Source organism: Corynebacterium sp., assembly GCF_030152825.1.
Taxonomy (GTDB): domain Bacteria; phylum Actinomycetota; class Actinomycetes; order Mycobacteriales; family Mycobacteriaceae; genus Corynebacterium.
Genome location: NZ_JASLIP010000041.1, coordinates 1 through 16,449 on the forward strand (window position 1 = coordinate 1; position 16,449 = coordinate 16,449).

Annotated in this window: 12 protein-coding genes; 8 read left to right on the plus strand and 4 right to left on the minus strand. The window is 67.1% G+C overall.

Annotation, left to right across the window (positions count from 1 at the left end):
• A partial coding sequence (locus tag Q1V78_RS04785) for a carboxymuconolactone decarboxylase family protein (protein WP_300612208.1) occupies positions 1 to 455 on the plus strand: 455 nt, incomplete at its 5' end.
• A gap of 85 nt (positions 456 to 540) precedes the next feature.
• Here the strand turns inward: Q1V78_RS04785 and Q1V78_RS04790 are convergent.
• Together Q1V78_RS04790 and Q1V78_RS04795 are read right to left on the minus strand one after the other, a co-directional pair.
• Positions 541 to 2,271 (minus strand): VanW family protein, encoded by a 1,731-nt coding sequence (locus Q1V78_RS04790; protein ID WP_300612210.1) that lies wholly within the window; start codon positions 2,269 to 2,271, stop codon positions 541 to 543.
• A 175-nt stretch (positions 2,272 to 2,446) separates the two neighbouring features.
• Complete coding sequence (locus tag Q1V78_RS04795; protein ID WP_300612212.1) at positions 2,447 to 3,649, minus strand: glycoside hydrolase family 3 N-terminal domain-containing protein; 1,203 nt, start codon at positions 3,647 to 3,649, stop codon at positions 2,447 to 2,449.
• A 44-nt stretch (positions 3,650 to 3,693) separates the two neighbouring features.
• On the opposite strand from Q1V78_RS04795, the gene Q1V78_RS04800 reads away from it, so the two are divergent.
• From Q1V78_RS04800 to Q1V78_RS04810, 3 genes are all read left to right on the plus strand, one after another.
• Positions 3,694 to 4,296, plus strand: coding sequence for a universal stress protein (locus Q1V78_RS04800; protein WP_300612214.1), 603 nt, complete (start codon positions 3,694 to 3,696; stop codon positions 4,294 to 4,296).
• 99 nt (positions 4,297 to 4,395) lie between these two features.
• Entirely contained in the window at positions 4,396 to 4,605 is a 210-nt protein-coding gene (locus Q1V78_RS04805; RefSeq protein WP_012359452.1) for a DUF2613 domain-containing protein, read from the plus strand.
• Between the two features lie 49 nt (positions 4,606 to 4,654).
• Positions 4,655 to 8,473 (plus strand): DUF3367 domain-containing protein, encoded by a 3,819-nt coding sequence (locus Q1V78_RS04810; protein ID WP_300612216.1) that lies wholly within the window; start codon positions 4,655 to 4,657, stop codon positions 8,471 to 8,473.
• Here Q1V78_RS04810 and Q1V78_RS04815 read toward each other — a convergent pair.
• Positions 8,383 to 9,633: an acyltransferase gene (locus Q1V78_RS04815; protein ID WP_300612218.1), complete on the minus strand. Its 1,251-nt coding sequence runs from the start codon at positions 9,631 to 9,633 to the stop codon at positions 8,383 to 8,385. The two genes, Q1V78_RS04810 and Q1V78_RS04815, sit on opposite strands and share 91 nt — an antisense overlap.
• Before the next feature lie 253 nt (positions 9,634 to 9,886).
• Here Q1V78_RS04815 and Q1V78_RS04820 point away from each other — a divergent pair, with 253 nt between their 5' ends.
• Both Q1V78_RS04820 and Q1V78_RS04825 read left to right on the plus strand, forming a co-directional pair.
• Entirely contained in the window at positions 9,887 to 11,098 is a 1,212-nt protein-coding gene (locus Q1V78_RS04820; RefSeq protein ID WP_300612220.1) for a DUF3068 domain-containing protein, read from the plus strand.
• Positions 11,099 to 11,179: 81 nt separating this feature from the next.
• Positions 11,180 to 12,976: a hypothetical protein gene (locus tag Q1V78_RS04825; protein ID WP_300612222.1), complete on the plus strand. Its 1,797-nt coding sequence runs from the start codon at positions 11,180 to 11,182 to the stop codon at positions 12,974 to 12,976.
• Here the strand turns inward: Q1V78_RS04825 and Q1V78_RS04830 are convergent.
• Positions 12,973 to 14,160 (minus strand): glycosyltransferase family 4 protein, encoded by a 1,188-nt coding sequence (locus Q1V78_RS04830; protein WP_300612224.1) that lies wholly within the window; start codon positions 14,158 to 14,160, stop codon positions 12,973 to 12,975. The two genes, Q1V78_RS04825 and Q1V78_RS04830, sit on opposite strands and share 4 nt — an antisense overlap.
• Positions 14,161 to 14,222: 62 nt before the next feature.
• On the opposite strand from Q1V78_RS04830, the gene Q1V78_RS04835 reads away from it, so the two are divergent.
• Complete coding sequence (locus Q1V78_RS04835; RefSeq protein WP_300612226.1) at positions 14,223 to 15,065, plus strand: bifunctional 2-polyprenyl-6-hydroxyphenol methylase/3-demethylubiquinol 3-O-methyltransferase UbiG; 843 nt, start codon at positions 14,223 to 14,225, stop codon at positions 15,063 to 15,065.
• A gap of 129 nt (positions 15,066 to 15,194) precedes the next feature.
• Entirely contained in the window at positions 15,195 to 16,424 is a 1,230-nt protein-coding gene (locus Q1V78_RS04840) for an acetyl-CoA C-acetyltransferase (RefSeq protein WP_070758530.1), read from the plus strand.
• The last annotated feature ends 25 nt before the right edge of the window (positions 16,425 to 16,449 follow it).

The following is a 16,449-nucleotide window of genomic DNA, read 5'->3' on the forward strand; positions in this document are numbered from 1 at the left end:
CCCACCCCGAGACTTATAAGGCACTCGCGGGCGTGACCCGCCACGTCCGACGTGCAGAACGCGCAGCGGGCCTCAGCCGCGCACTCACCGAGCTGGTCAACGTGCGCGTCTCCCAGCTCAACGGTTGCCCCGCCTGCCTGAGCGTGCACGTCCCCGCCGCCCGGCGCGCGGGCGTATCCGAGCTCAAACTCGACCTCCTGCCCAGCTGGCAGGACGCCGAAATCTACACCGAGGAAGAACGCATCGCCCTCGAGCTCGCCGAGGCGTTGACCATCGGCCACAGGACCACCGGAACGATCAGCGGCCCGGGGCTGGTGGACATCCAGAACCGGGCACTACGGACCCTGAGTGAGGAGCAATTCACTGCCCTGGAGTGGGCGATCATCACGATCAACGCCTTCAACCGCGTATCCATCGCCAGTGGTCATCCGCCCCACGAGGCCAATTACTCCTAAGGCCTGCCCCTCGCACAACGGCGAACCTAACCGTGCAATAAAAAATGGGCGCCCCCACCCCGGGGCGCCCATCACTTTTCCGCTGCTAGCTGCAGCGCACGATCGGCTGCGGATCGTAGACCGTGGTCTGCGTCTCGCGCTTGATCTCCTTGCCGCGCAGGTCCTTAATCACGCGGGTGTCCGTGACCGTGAAGCCTGGCGCGCCACCCGACGGGATGCACTTATCGCCCTTGCCCTTGCGGACCTCCGGCTTCGTGGGGTTGGTGCGGGAGCCCGCGATGGAATCCACCTCAACCTGCTTCACGCCGCGCATCCGCACGGTCACGCTATCCGAGCCCGCCGATGCCTCGATCAGTACCGGGGTGTCGAACGGGTTCTTGAACTGCAGGTCAATCGCGCCCTCGAAGACCGTAGCCTCGCGGCCCGCCGGGTAGCGGGAGATGTAGTAGGAGTGCGGCGTGTGGGCCACATCCTCCATGCCCGCGAAGTAGGAGGCGTTGTACAGCGTGGTGGCGAACTGGGAAATGCCGCCACCCACGGCCTCGCCGGCCTGGCCGTCAATGATGATGCCGGACTCCACGAAGCCCTGCTCCTTGCCGCGTGGGCCGGTGTGGCCGTTCAGGCTGAAGGTCTCACCCGGCAGGACGATAGCCCCGTCGACCATCTCCGCGACGCGGCGGATATTCACGCCGGAGGAGGCGCTGAAGCCGTGGGTGGTGAAGGTGCCAACCACGTCGTCGAAGTGTGCCTTCTCGGCTTCCTCGGTCGTGTACTCGGCCTTTTTGTCCTCGTAGAAGACCTTGTGCTCGCGGTGCTTCTTGTCCAGCACCTTCTTGCTCAGGTCGCCCAGGGTCTTGTCCCACTCGATCTTCACCCCGTCCTGGTGAGGGATGACCTCAATGTCGTGGCCCTTGAAGTTGAAGCCCGCGTTGCGGAATTCCACCTCGGTCTCCGCGAGCTGCGGCTGCAGGATCTTCTTCGCCGCCTCGGTGGAGTACACCGGCTCGAAGGTGCCCTCGCCCGGTTCCTTGCCTGGTTTCTCGTTGAAGCTGATGACGTGCACCATGTCCTCCGCCCGCAGGGTACCGTCCACGTGGTCCCGTCCCTTGAAGACGACGTCGCTGCTGGTGGCCGGCTTGATGACCTTCTCCACCATCTCTTCCGCCGCGGACTTCGGGATGTTGGACTCCACGACGTCCGCGTCGACGTGCACGGTGCGGTCCGTGTTCAGCCAGTGTTCCCGGACCCGCGCGTCGACCAGGTCTCGGTTGACGGTCTGCCCCGGCTTATCGGCGACGACCTTCGGCTTGCCCTTCTCCGTGATGGAGACGTGCGCGTTCTCTGGCTCGCGGGTGAGCTCATCGGTCACGCGGCGCAGCGTCGTCGCGAGTGGTCCCTCGTGGAACTGGGAGACGATGCCAACCTCGCGGGTCTGGAAGAAGCTGCGGATGCGGGTGATCGGGTTCAGCGGCTGCTGCCCCGCCTGATCCACGGTCTTGGACCAGTCGACCTGCAGGCCGGAGTCGCGCGGGTCGACGATGCTGGACATGTTGCCCGCGTTGACGGTGACCGGCTGGCGCACGACGTCGCCGAGGTTATTGACGAGGCGCTGTTCCGCCTGGTCCTTCGGCAGCCCGCCGATGTCCACCCCGCCCACGGTCACGCCACGGGGCACCTTGCCCTCACTCATGGCGTAGTCCACTCCGTAGAGGACCCCGCCGAGGCCGAGGAGAACAAGGAGTCCCCAGGCAAACAGGGGCCAGCGGCGGCGCTTGTGGCGCGGCTTTACAGTCTTCTTTTTCGCAGCTGCCGCCATGACGGCGCACCTTCCTAGTTCGGTTCCTGAAAAGGCAGGGCGCGGCTCCATCTAGCGTGTGAAGATGCCCGCACCCAGCAATAAGGCACAGTCTATAGGCCGACCAGCGTTTCTAGGAACTTTCTCAGGTCTTTAGCTTCTGCAGTACCGCTGGGAGTTCAGGCTACCGACGGGCTTAGTTTTCCGTTTCTTTCGCGGGAGAGGCGAGCCGTTCGGAGCTGCGCTGGGCTTGTTCGGGCGCGATTTCCCCGTTGCGGATGGCCTCGGTGACCGAGCTAATGAGCTCGGGAAGCTCGAAGGCACCGGCCGCTGTCAGCCCCTGGTCCGCTCCCGCGGATAGTGCCGCGACGACAGCCTCTGTGCCTGGGTAGCGGTCGGTGATCGCGCGCATCCCGGTGAGGTCGTCGGTGTAGACGACGCCCTGGTAGCCACCGAAGCCCTCCCAGCCCTTGCGGAGCAGCCCATAGGTGGCTGGGCTGACGGAGGCCGGCTCGTCGGGGTTCAGGCCCGGCGCCTGGACGTGCCCCATCATCACCTCGACCCCCGGGATCTCCAGCAGCTCGGCGAAGGGCTTCAGGTCAGCCTGCTTGAGCTGCTCCACCGGTGGGACGAAGACCTCACCGGTGTGGGAATCTCCGCTGGCATGGCCATGACCAGGGAAGTGCTTGAGCACCGGGGTGATGCCGGCATCCAGGAGGCCTTCCACGTAGGCGCGGGCATAGCGGGTCACGACCTGCGGGTCGGAGCCAAAGGAACGCGAGCCGATCGCGTTGTCCTCGATATTCTCGCCGCCAGCCAGGTCGATGGAGGGGGCGAAGTCCACGGTGAATCCCAGCTCGGCCATCTTCCGGCCGTGCTCCGCCATCATGCCCCGCACCTGCTCAGGGGTCATGGTGCGGGCCATGTCCCGTGGCGCGGGCAGGGCGCCGATCAGCTCGGAGAGCCGCTGGACCATCCCGCCCTCCTCGTCGACGGATACCCGCAGCGGCTCCCCCGCTCGGCGCTGCAACGCGGCGATGCTCCACTCGGGGTCACCCTGCCCGTTGAGCATGCTGAAGTCCGAGCCGGTGCCGAAGAAGAGGTGCCGCACCCCGGCGTCCACGGCCGCCCGCGCGCTCTCGAAGTCCGTCACCCCGACCGCGAGGAGTTTCGGTGCGAGTTCCTCGGCCGGCACCTGTGGTGCCGGCCGCGTGGTCTCTGGGGCGCTGGCCGGGGGCGTCGTCGTCATGGAGGAAGACGAGGCGGGAGTGGGAGCGGCGTCCTCCTCCCCGGAAGAGCAGCCGGCAGCCAGGCTTAGGCCAGCGACCAGGACAGCAGCGGCGGCGGGACGCGCCGTCCTACTGCGGGAACGGGGAAGAAAGGAAAGACGGGAAGTCATCATTCCAACGTACTAACCTGGGGAGGAGAGCAACAAGTGCTCGCATGAAGCCGGCAACCCCGAAACGAGGAAGGCACACCGTGACTGATCCCGCCCAGACCGCCCAGGATGCATCCGCCCCCGCCCCACAGCCAGAGGCGCAGGAAGGCAGCACCGGCAGCCTGAAGGGCGATACCGTCCTCATTGCCTACGACGGCGGCGAGCAGGCCAAGGCGGCCATCGAATACGCCGGGCGCTTCTTGTCCGCTAACAATGCCTACATCCTCACCGTGTGGGAGCCCATCCACCGCCAGGCCGCCCGCGCCGCGGGGATGAGCGGGATGATGCAGCACGATTGGTCTGTGGATTCGCCGGAGGAAAACGAGAACGAGGACCCCGCATATACCGAGGCTGTGGCCATCTGCCGCGAGGGTGTGGAGTTTGCTCGCAAAAACGGCTTTGCCACCGAACCCTTTTTGGTAGAATCTGAAACAGCCATCTGGAGCGCCATCGTCGACGCTGCAGAAGAGCTCGATGTAGACATCATCGTCACTGGTTCCCGGACGCTCAGCGGGTGGAAGTCCATCCTGCAGTCCAGCGTCTCCGACAGCATCGTGAAGAATGCTGGTCGGCCAGTGCTTATCGTCCCGGCAGCCGAGGACGATTAAGGACTTGGGGTTCACCACTACATAAGTCCACAACACCCAGCGCCACTCCTCTCCGGTTGGGAAGGTGGGGCACCACGACGAAGCAATTTAAGGATTCCCATGCCATTCGAGAACGACTCCGCACCACGCCGCACCGCCGGCCCGGCCATCGCCGCTATCGTTTCGGGCGCCATCCTCGGTGGCCTCGTCGCTTTTGGCGCCGGCGCTGCCGCCGATAACACGAGCCTGCCTTCCGCAGAGGCTGTCGCCGTCGATCAGGACAGCGCGTTCCTGGGTGCCGTGCAGTACGGCGGCCGCGTCGAGAGCTAGCTCAACGCTGCACGCTATCCGCTAGGTGAAGGCCCCCGTCCACTCGAGCATGCGCAGCCGCGCGTGGCTGTTGTGCGCCATCGGGTGGCTGGCCTTCGCCTTTCTCCAAGCCCCTGGGCTATCGGTCGCTGATACGAAGCTCGACCTGATTCAGAACCCCTGGGGCTTTCTTTCGCAAGCGCTCCAGCCGTGGACTGAGGTTTTCCCGCTGGGGCAGCTACAGAACCAGGCCTACGGGTACCTCTTCCCGCACGGCCTGTTTTTTGCGCTCTTTTCCTGGCTGCCCGCCTGGGTCACCCAGCGCCTGTGGTGGGCGCTACTGCTGTTCCTGGCCTTCGCGGGGATGGTCCGGCTGCTGGAGAAGCTGCCGGTCGGGAACAACTTCTCCCGCATGCTTGCAGGTGTGCTCTTCGCCCTCTCGCCGCGGGTGCTCACCACCTTGGGGGCGATCTCTTCCGAGGCCTGGGTGTGCGCGCTGGCGCCGTGGGTGCTGCTGCCGCTCGTCGACGTGCTGCGGCCGCGGGCTGGTGCCGGCGGTGATGCCACCTCGGACTCCGCTGACCGTGCCCTGAGCGCCGAGGAGAAGGTTCTGTTGCGCCGGGCCGCGCTGCGCAGCGCGATGGCGGCCCTGTGCATGGGCGCGGTCAACGCCGTGGCCACCGCCGTGGCTATCCTGCCGGCGGTGATCTTCTGGCTCGCCGCCTGGCTGCGCCGCGATTCCCGGGGGCAGGTGGCCTACTTCAGCCGCTGGTGGGTGCCCGCTGGGCTGGCGGTCTGCTTCTGGTGGGTCGGCCCGCTGCTGATCCTGGGCCGCTACTCCCCACCCTTCACGGACTACATCGAGTCCAGTTCGCTGACCACCCGCTGGCTGAACCTGCTGGAGAACCTGCGGGGCACGACCAGCTGGGTCCCTTTCCTCTCCTCCGAGCGCGTAGCTGGTGCTGCCCTGGTCAGCGAGCCGGTCTTCATCCTGACCACCCTTGCGGTGGCACTGCTCGGCCTGTGGGGGCTTGCCCGGCGCGATCTTCCCGCCGCCGGGGTATGGCTGAGCATGCTGGGCGTGGGGCTGGCTGCGCTCGGAGTCGCGGTCGATCCCTTCTCCCTGCTCTCCGGCGGGGCGCGTTCCTTCCTCGACGGCGCTGGTGCCGCACTGCGCAACCTGCACAAGTTCGACGTCCTGGTGCGGCTGCCACTGATGGTGGGCGTGGCCCACGCACTGGCACACGTGCGGGTCCCTGGCCGGGACCGGGCAGGCATGCAGCAGTGGCGCCACCCGGAGAAGAACCCGCACGTGGTGAAGGTGTTCGCCGCCGTGCTTCTGACCGTGCTGGCCACCGCCCCCGGCTGGTCCGGCCGGGTCGCCCCGGCCGATGGTTTCCGCGAGGTGCCGCAGTACTGGCGGGAGGCCGCGGACTGGCTGAATGAGCACAGCAACCAGCTGGAAGACGGTCGCGTGATGCTGCTGCCGCAGGCGCGTTTCGGCCGTCAAACCTGGGGTAATACTCGCGACGAGCCCGCCCAGCCGCTGCTGGATGTGCCGTGGGTGGTGCGCGACTCCGTGCCACTCGTGCAGCCGGATGCCATCCGCGGGCTGGACGGCATTCAGCGCGAGGTTCACTCCGGGCAACCGCTGCCCGCCCTGGCCGCGACCCTGCGTTCCCAGGGCGTGGGTCACGTGCTGGTGCGCACGGATCTGACGGTGGCCGCGGATACCCCGGGGGCTCATTCGGTGCTGCGCACGCTGCGGCGCTCGGGTGGCTTCCGCGAGGTCGCGGCCTTCGGGGACGAGAAGGCCCCCGAGGTGCGCGTCTTCGCCGTTACTCCCGAGCAGGCTGGCGGGGGTGCACCCCAACCGGCCGGTGGGCTGCGGGAGATCGACGCCGAGCAGGTGGAGATCGTCTATGCAGGCCCCGAGGCTCTCCCCCGGCTGGATGCTGCCGACCGCGCCCTGGGCCGCACCGATGCTCCGCGCGTGCGGGCGCTCCACCAGCAGCTCGCTGGCAGCGGCACGGGCGCGGATGCCTTCGCCGACCGCGGCCCACAGACCCTCACCGACACGCCCGCCCGGCGCGATCACAACTACGGCAACGTGACCAACGCGGATTCCGAGATCCGATCCCCTAAGGATTCGACCCGGGTGCTCAACCCGGTGCGGGACTACCCGCTGAGCAGCGTGGCGGAGGGCGCGGATGCGGCAAACCACGACGAACATCCGCTGACTGAGGTGCGCGCCACCGGGGGCACGGTCCGGGCGAGCAGCACCGCGGCCGACCCCACGGGCTTCGGCGGGGCCGATACCCGCCGTTCGCTCACCGCCGCGGTGGACGGCGACCCGGATACTGCCTGGTACCCCAGCCCGGGTCGCGCGATCGGCCAGTACCTGGAACTGGAGCTGGACGAGCCACACCGGGGCCTCAGCGTCTCCCTGCTCACCCAGGGCTCGGACGCGCGCATCCATGCGGAGAGCTTCCGCAGCGATGCCGGGGATAGCCCGCTGGGCAGTACAACGGTGACGGTCAAGGCCGGCGAGGCCACGCGCATCGCGATCCCGGGCGGCAGCGGCGATCGGGTGCGCCTCCAGCTGCTGGGCAGCTTTTCGGACGTGGGATTCTCGGAGGTCGAGGTCTTCGCCACGGACGGCAGAGGGGCTGCCAAGGATGTGACTCCCCGGCGTGTGCCGACCGTCCCGGCGCTGGAAGGTTCCTCAGCCCGTTACCTCAACCGCTTCGTCTTCGGCCAGGAGATCCCCGAGCACTCCATGCTGCGGGAGTTCACGGTGCCGGAGCACCTCGCGGGCCAGGAGCTGGTGCTCTACACCGCCGGCTGCGAGGATTCGGCGTCGCGCGCGGAGTCTGCGGTGGTCACCGTCGACGGGGAGGATTACCGCTGCGGGGAGAAGCTCTCCCTTTCGGAAGGACGTCACCGCCTGGCCACGACGGCACGCTGGGCTGCTCTCTCCGTGGCTGAACCGCTGTACGCGGAGGCGGTTTCCGAGGCGCCCGCGGCCGATGCTCTGCCGGTGGTCTCCCAGGGCGGGGGCTCGGGCGGTAACGACCGCTTCCACCTGGGGCATTCCTCGGAGCAGCGGGTGGTGTTCCTACCTTCCAACGCCAACCCGGGCCGGGTGGCCACCCTGCACGTGGAGGATCCCGAGGGCTCCCGCGAGATTCGCCTGCACCCGATGGTTATCAGCGGCTGGCAGCAGGGCTGGGTGGTTCCCGCAGGTGTGAGCGGCACGATCGCGCTCAGCTTCGCGGCCACCGGCCTGTACCAGGCGTGGTTGGCTGCGGGCCTGGTGCTGGCTCTCGCGGTCGTGCTGGCCTGGGTGTTGGCGGAGCGGCGCGGCCGCCGGCTGGAAACCCGGGCGGGCGTCCCAGCAGCGCTTGGTTCTGCGGCGCACTCGGGGGAGGCCACCACGGCGGTCGAGGTATCCGATGAGCCCGCCCACGCGGTTCAGACCGAGGCTGGCGCCACAGGTCACAGCGCCACCCCGCTCAACCGGGTCCAGCGCGGGGCAGCGCTGCTCGCCACCGCTGCCCTGGCATTCCTACTGGCCGGCGTCCCGGGCCTGGTGCTCGCGGTGGTATTGGCCTTGCTGCAGCTGGCCTTCGCCCGGCCTGGCCTCCAACGCAGGGCCGAGCAGCGCCCAATCCTTCGATCCCTGCCGACCGGGGGCGTGCTGCGCATCGTCGCCGGCTTGGGCGCATTCCTGGCAGCCGTGCTCGCGGCGCAGGGCCCGTGGACCAGCCGCCACTACGCCGGGGACTTTTGGGTGGTTCAGCTGGCGCTGCTGGCGGTTGTGCTCGCCGTGTACTTCGCCCACATCTTGTTGATCCCCACCCGGGCGGGTTCCTCCACCAAGGCGTAGCTCAGCGCGGCGACCGGCACGGTCAGGACGAAGGTCGCGATCATCACGATGACCGTGTGGACGTGATTGCCGCTAAACATCGGGATCCCCAGCAGCGGGAAGACCACCGAGAGGATCGCGATGTGCCAGAGGAAGATCGCATAGGACCAGCGCCCCAGCGCCTGCATGGGTGCGGACTCCAGCAATGCCGAGCGCGGCGCCAGGGTGTAGGGGGTAATCAGAGCCGCCGCGAAGACCGTGCCGTAGATCGTGCGGCGCGCGAACTCGGCCGGGGTGGCCTGCACCAGCCCCTGCGGGCCGTCCAAGGCCGCGACCACCAGCGCCGCCAGTGCGATCAGCCAGAACAGTGGTCGCAGCCGGTATAGCGCCCCCACCAACCGGCGGCTGCGCTCCGGGTTTCCCAGCACCCAGGCTTCCGCTTCCGCAGAGAGAAAACCGATCGCGAACCAGGCCGCGAACGCCGGGGGCATCGTGTGCGGGTTCACCCGACCCGGCTCCAGCTCCCCGGTGAAGGGCGGCAGGAAGGCCCAGTAGTAGCTGACCAGCCCGAGCGCGGCGATGACGAGCACCCGGCGCCAGCGGGGCTGCTTCCCAATCAGCAGGGCGATCAGCGGGAGCACCAGATAGAAGGTCAGCTCCACGGACAGTGACCACAGGTGCGTCATGCCACCGACCAGGCCATCGGCGAAGTAGACCTGCGCCATGAGCAGGTTCTCCACGATCTGCTTGGCTGAGGGGTTATCGGCGACCGGTAGGAAGAGGAAGACGAAGAGCATCATCACCCAGGCCGCTGGCATGATGCGCCCCAGGCGCTTGACGTAGTAGCTGGCCACGCCCCGCCGGTTGCGGAATTGCACGTGTTGGCGGCGCCACAACAGGAAGCCGGAGAGGGCGAAGAACACGGGGACGAAGAAGTCCGTGCGCGCCATGATCTGGTTGATTAGCGAGCCGGTGTCCGTGCCGGTCTGGAAAGCCACGTGGGTGATGATGATCCCCGAGCACGCGATCGCGCGGAGCCCCTCCAGGGAGGGCAGGAAGGGGGTCTTGGGGTGGGCCGTCGTCGGAGTTGAGGCGGTTCCCGACGGTGCCGCGGTTCCCGGCGGCGACGTCGTGGCAGCCCCGGAGGTTACGCTGGACGACGACGCGGACGCAGAGCGCATACTCACCCTCCTCGGTGCAGTCATGGGCGCGCCAGTGGATCAAAGTCACCGTGGCGGGCGGGTTCCTGGCCGTTCATTTTAGGCAGCCGACGAGCGCTTTAGGGCTGAAGTCGGCCGATAGCGATAAAACCAGAGAATTTTTTGTTTCTTTCCCCTTACATACTTTCATTTTTGGTTAAAGTATGGCGAACACGTTGTTGTAAGAGGGATCTCTGGGCAGAGAGGCCTCAAGGACACTGAACGGAATTGCCATATGAGAAAAACCATCTCCCTAATCTCGATCGTTTTGGGAGCAGCGCTGCTGGTCTTCGCGATCGCCCTTCCGACTTACGTCGTCCCTAAGGGCAAGGTTCTGCCACTGGACGTCGTGTCGACGACGAGCACCGAGCCGGTCGAGGCTCGCCTGCTCGACTCGGGAGCGCTGGCGAAGGACAAGCCGGTGGGGGATAACAAGAACCGCCCAGAGTGCAAGGGGGACAACAAGGAAGTCTCGTGCTTCATCTGGAACGACGTCGAAATCCAGACCCAGAAGTTCACCACCGCCCAGGAGCCGAGCGATAAGAAGCGAGTCACCCTGGAGGCTGGCCAGACCGTCTTCCGGACGGATAAGAGCGAGCCGGATAACCTGCTCTCCGCCACCATCGACCGCGTCACCCTGGACCGCAAGACCCAGATGCCGGTGACCGACCCGATCTCTTCCCTGAACCTGGCTCCGCCGAAGGGCAAGGACGCGGAGGGCTACACCCCGCCAGAGTTCGTGCGTAAGGGCCTGCAGTACCAGTTCCCGATGGGTGCTGACCGGAAGTCCTACCCGTACTTCGACGCCCAGACCCTCACCACCAACCCAATCGACTTCGTCGATGAAGGCGAGCAGGGTGGCGAAAAGATCTACACCTTCGAGCAGACGGTCGACCCGACCCCGCTGTACGACGCACAGAAGAAGTACCTCGAGTCCGATGGCTCCCTGACCGCTGCGGAGGAGGGCGTGCTCACTTCCCTGAAGCTGACCTTCCCGGCGAAGGTCTGGGGACTGAAGGACGACGAGATCCGCAACCCGAAGAAGGGTGAGGACAAGGACAAGGACGAGAAGTCCGAGGCTGGCCCGGACGTCGAGATGCAGCGCTACTACACCGTTAACCGCAAGATCAGCATCGAGCCGGAGACCGGCGTGATCGTCAACGGTGGCGAAGAGATCTGGATGTTCTACGCTCAGGACGATGAGGAGGCCAAGGAGATCGCGAAGCCGGAGAACCGGGAGCGCGAGCTGGCCAACCCGAAGCGCACCGCGATGTACCTGCCGGCGCAGTGGGACGAGAAGTCCAAGGAAGCCCAGATGGTGACCGCTAAGGAGGGCCTGAGCACCATCAAGACGATGGGAACCACGGTTCCGATCATCGCTGGCCTGCTGGGTCTATTCCTGCTCTTTGTCGGCCTGTGGCTGCAGCGCGCACCGCGTAAGAGCTAGGCCGAAATCTAGGCGCCTGACGTTTTAAGCCCGCTTTCCGTTTCTGCTTTCGCAGCGACGGGGCGGGCTTAAACTTGTATTGTGAGCTTTTCCTTCGATTCCACGCCGACGCGGGAACTGGCCATAGGTGAATCTGGCCAGTCCATCCCGCGCGTTCCGGCGTGGGGTTTGGGGCTGTTTATCCTCGCGGTCACGGCCAGCACGCTGTGGCCCTTTTGGTGGGGTCTCATCCCGTCGCGGGACCGGGCTTTCATGCTCCGCGACATGATGGTGCCCTTCCACCTCAGCGCCAATGACCTGGTGCTCGGCAAGGGGGATTATTCGCCGCGGGCACTGCCGCAGGACGCGATCCTCGCGGTCTTCTCCCCCACCATCCCCGCGACCACGTTGGCGGCGGCTTTCGTCCTGATCGCGGCAGCCTGCGGGATTCTCGGCGCAGTGAAGATGGCCCGCGACATGGCGGGCGCCCACCGTGCCGCCCAGCTGGTGTGCGGCCTGTTCGTGGTGTGGAACCCGTACGTCATCGAGCGGCTATTGCAGGGGCAGTGGTCGCTGGCGCTGGCGGTGATGCTGCTGCCCGCGATCGCCTACTGTGCGGCGACGGGATTCCAGAGCCCACAGGTGCTGCTGATTAGCCTCGCGGGGCTGACCCCGGCGGGGCTCGTGCTGGGCGCGATCGTCGCCCTGGTGTTTAGCCCGACGGTGCGTTCCCGCGCCCTGGTGTTCCTCACCAGCCTCGCGTTAGCTGCCCCCTGGCTGCTGGTGACCCTGCTCAATGGCACGCCTTCTCGGTCCACCGCCAACGGCGCGGAAGCGTTCGCGGTGGGGCCGGACGGCCCGCTCGGCACGGTGGTCTCGGTGCTGGGGCTGGGTGGCATCTGGAATGCCGGCGCGATCCCGCCCTCCCGCGGCCTGCTCGGCGCGCTGGCTGGGCTCGCGCTCTTCATTTTCGCGGCCTGGGGCATCGCGGAGCTGTGGCGGGTGTACCGCGGCGTTGCGGTGCTTACCACTGCGGCCTTCGCGGTTCCCCTGCTGCTCGCAACCCCCGTGGGGCTGCCGCTGATGCGTTTCCTAGTGGCGCACGTGCCAGGGGTGGCGTTATTCCGCGATACCCACAAGCTCGTGGGGCTGGCCCTGCCTGGCCTGATCCTGCTGCTGGCGGTAGGCATGCAGCGGCTGCGGCAGCGCGCGGTATCCGCCAGCACGGAACTCTCCCCCGACGGCACGCGGCTGCTCGGCGGGGTAGTCCCCCTGGCAGTCGGCGCGCTGGTGATCGCGACAGTGCCGGGTTATCCCGCGGACGTCTCCCCCACCGCGCCGCAGCGCATCTCCCCGGCGTGGGCGAGCTTCTCGGAGACGATCTCCGGTGTGCCGCGGAGCAAGATCCTGCTCTTCCCGCCGGGCAACTATCGCCTGCGTGAGGACGGCGAGCCGACCCTCACCCCGGCACTGAAGACGCTGCCTGGCCAGCCGCTGGACCCGCAGTTCCTCATCGTCGACGGCAAGCTCGTCGACGGGGACCAGGACACGATCCGACTGATCGAGGACGCGATGGCGGGCCGGGACACGCTGGCGGCCAGCGGCGTGGGCTGGGTGATCGCCGACCGGCCGCTGATGCGTGACAACGAGGAGGACTACCAGCAGCTCGACGAGCTGCTCGCCGAGTACCCGACGGTGGAGGAGGTCGAGGGCATGCAGCTCTACCGCATCCCGCAGCCAGACGGGGCTGACGCTAGACAGCCCTCCACGCCCGCGGTGGCGGGCATGGCCTTGTACTGGATCACCCAGCTGGCCGCGCTGGGCGCGGGCTTATGGTCGCTAAACCAGGCGCGGCGAGACGCGCGCCGACGCGCCCTGATTGCCGAAGTGTCCGGCTAGCCCTGCCACTCGGTTTCCCGGAGCGTCGCCACCTGCTGCAGCAGCTCCTCCCAGGCCCGGCCGGTGTTTTCCCAGGAGTACTGGGCTGCCCGCAGCTCGGCGGCCTGCCCCATGCGCCGGCAGAGGGCGGGGTCGTCCAACAAGTGTTCGACGGCGTTGATCAGCCCGCCCGGGGAGGTGGCCAGCAGGCCGGTCTCCTCGTCGACGATGGAGTCCCGCAGGCCCGCGGAGGACTCGTAGCCCACGGTGGGCACCCCGTGCTGGGCCGCCTCGATGACCGCGAGCCCCCAGCCTTCCTTGCGGGAGGGCATGACGTGGATCCTGGCGCGCTGCAGGATGCGGTGCTTGAGCTCCTCGCTGACGTAGCCGTGGAAGACCACCTTGCCGTCCACCCCCAGCTCCTGGGCGTATCGGCGCAGGTTCTCCGACCACCAGCCATCGCCAATGACGTCCAGGCGCAGGTTGGGGTGGCTCCGCTGCAGGGCGGCGAGGCAGTCGAGGGCGTGCTCGATCTGCTTGTGCGGCACCAGTCGGGAGAGCGCGACCAGGTAGACGGGCTTATCCTCCCCCTCCTGGGCGCTGTGCCCGCGCGCGGCCTCGGGCACCGGTTCGATGCCGTTGCGGATGATCGTGAAATTCTCTGCAGGCACGCCCAGCTCGGCGAACTCCTCTGCCGAGGGTTGCGAGACCGTGACCCAGCGGTTGCGGCGGTGGATCAGCGGGGAGATCTTGGATTCCACGAGCCAGCCGATCCGGGAGAGCACCGGGCCCGCGACGGACCACTGCTCGCGGTGGCAGTGGTGGGTGAGCACCACGGTGGGGGCGCCGGCGACGAGGGAGGCGAAGAAGGGCACACCGTTTTGGGTATCGACGACCACGTCCGGGGTTCCCATCTTGCCGATTGCGCCGACCCGCAGGCCGAGCCGGGCCGCCAGCAGCGCCAGCAGCGCGCGGGGGTAGACGCTCAAGTTTCCCCCGGCGCGGGAGAACTTGAGCCAGTAGCCGCCGCGCTGAACGTGCTCGGTTTTCTTCGCTCCCGGGTAGTAAGCGGTGCGGTAAATCACCTCGTGACCTTGGGAGGCGAGGTACTGCCCCACCTGTTCGAGGTAGCGCTCCGAACCACCGCCCTCCGGGTGGTTGGTGTCGCGCCAGCACAGCAAGATTACTTTCAGGAAACGACTCATTATGCATCACACCCTACCCGGATTCACCCCCAAGCACTTCTGGTTATGTCACAATTCCTTCCATGACTTCCGCGCACCCCGCCCGGCGATTTTTCCGCCGCGTCAGCACTGCCCTCACCGCCCCCGCAGGCAATTCAACCCTGCGCTTTTGGCGCCCGAAAGCGAGCTTGCAGCGCGCCGTGGGCCTGCTTTCGGATTTCCGCTACGAGCAGACTCGTCCCGATATCTTCTATGGTCACCTCGCCGAGGACACGGTGGGGCTCATCGAGGCCCTGTGGCGCGGCGCGACAGGACGGGAACTCGCTGGCTCCAAGATTTTGGACGTCGGTGGCGGGCCTGGTTACTTCGGTGTCGCCTTCGGCGAAGCGAGCGCGGAGTACGTGACCTGCGAACCGGACGTGGGCGAGATGGCGGCCGCGGGCATCACCCTGGTCTCCTCGGTGCGGGGCTCCGGGATGGAGCTGCCGTTTATCGACGAGGCCTTCGACATCACCTATTCCTCCAATGTCGCCGAGCACGTGCCGGAGCCCTGGGTGATGGCCGATGAGATGCTGCGGGTCACCAAGCCGGGCGGGGTGATGATCTACAGCTATACGGTGTGGCTCGGCCCCTTCGGCGGCCACGAGACCGGATTGTGGGAGCACTACGTGGGCGGGGAGTTCGCGGCCCAGCGCTACGAGAAGAAGATGGGCAAGCCGCCAAAGAACCGCTGGGGCGAGTCGCTGTTCAACGTCTCCGCGGCCGATGGTCTGCGATACGGCCAGCGGGTTGCCGCCGCAGGCGGCGCGGAGTTGGTGGCGGCGTTCCCGCGCTATCACCCCTGGTGGGCATGGTGGATGGTTCGGGTTCCACTGCTGCGGGAGTTCGCGGTATCCAACCTGGTTCTGGTGTTCCGGAAGGCCTAGCTGACGGTGGCCCGGGGAGGCGGGAACTGACGTCCTAAAAAGAAGAGAATAAAAGTACAACTATCGGATCGAAATAGATTAGAGTGATGCAGGACACATTTCCCAAACGATAGGAACCAAAGGACTGTCATGACGAGCAACTCTGGCGCCCCTGAGGCCTTCATCTACGACGCCGTCCGGACACCCCGCGGAAAGGGTAAGCCCGGCGGATCCCTGCACACCGTCAAGCCGGTCAGCCTGCTCAGCGGACTGATCGAGGCCATCTTGGAGCGCAACCCGGGCCTGGACCCGGCGCGCATCAACGACGTCATCGCTGGCTGCGTGACCCCCGTCGGCGACCAGGGCATGGATATCGCCCGCACCGCCGCTCTCAACGCCGGCCTGCCGTACTCCGCGACCGGCCTACAGGTCAACCGCTACTGCGCATCCGGCCTAACCGCCCTCAACCTCGCCGCACAGAAGGTGCGCTCCGGCTGGGACGAGCTCGTCTTCGCCGGTGGCGTGGAGTCCATGTCCCGCGTGCCGATGGGCTCCGACGGCGGCGCCCTCGCCCTCGACCCGGAGTCCAACTTCTACAACGACTTCATCCCGCAGGGCATCTCCGCGGACATCATCGCCAGCCTCGACGGGATGACCCGCGAGGACCTCGACGCCTTTGCCGCCCGCTCCCACGAGCGTGCAGCCAAGGCCTGGGAGGAAGGCCGCTTCGACCGCACCGTCGTCCCGGTCAAGGACCAGAACGGCCAGGTACTGCTGGACCGCGACGAGACCATCCGTCAGGGCACGACCGTGGAGTCCCTCTCCGGGCTGCGTCCGGCCTTCGCCATGATCGGCGACCAGGGCGGCTTCGACGCTGTCGCGCAGACCAAGTACCCGCAGCTCGAGCGCATCAACCACCTGCACCACGCTGGTAACTCCTCCGGCATCGTCGACGGCGCAGCCCTGCTGGCTATCGGTTCCGAGAAGGCAGGCCAGGAGATGGACCTCGAGCCGCGCGCCCGCGTCGTCTCCGTCGCCACCACCGGCGTGGAGCCGACCATCATGCTCACCGCACCGGCACCGGCCTCCCGCGCCGCGCTGGCCAAGGCGGGCCTGAAGCCGGAGGACATCGACGTCTGGGAGATCAACGAGGCGTTCTCCTCCGTCGTCCTGCGTGCGCAGCGCGAGCTGAACATCCCGGATGAGAAGCTCAACATCAGCGGCGGCGCCATCGCCATGGGTCACCCGCTGGGCGCGACCGGCGCGATCATCACCGGTAACGCGGTCGACGAGCTGCACCGCACCGGCGGCCGCTACGCACTGATCACCCTGTGCGTCGCAGCCGGCATGGGCGTGGCCACCATCATCGAGCGCGTCTAAGCGATCGACACCCGACAGTTCAAGC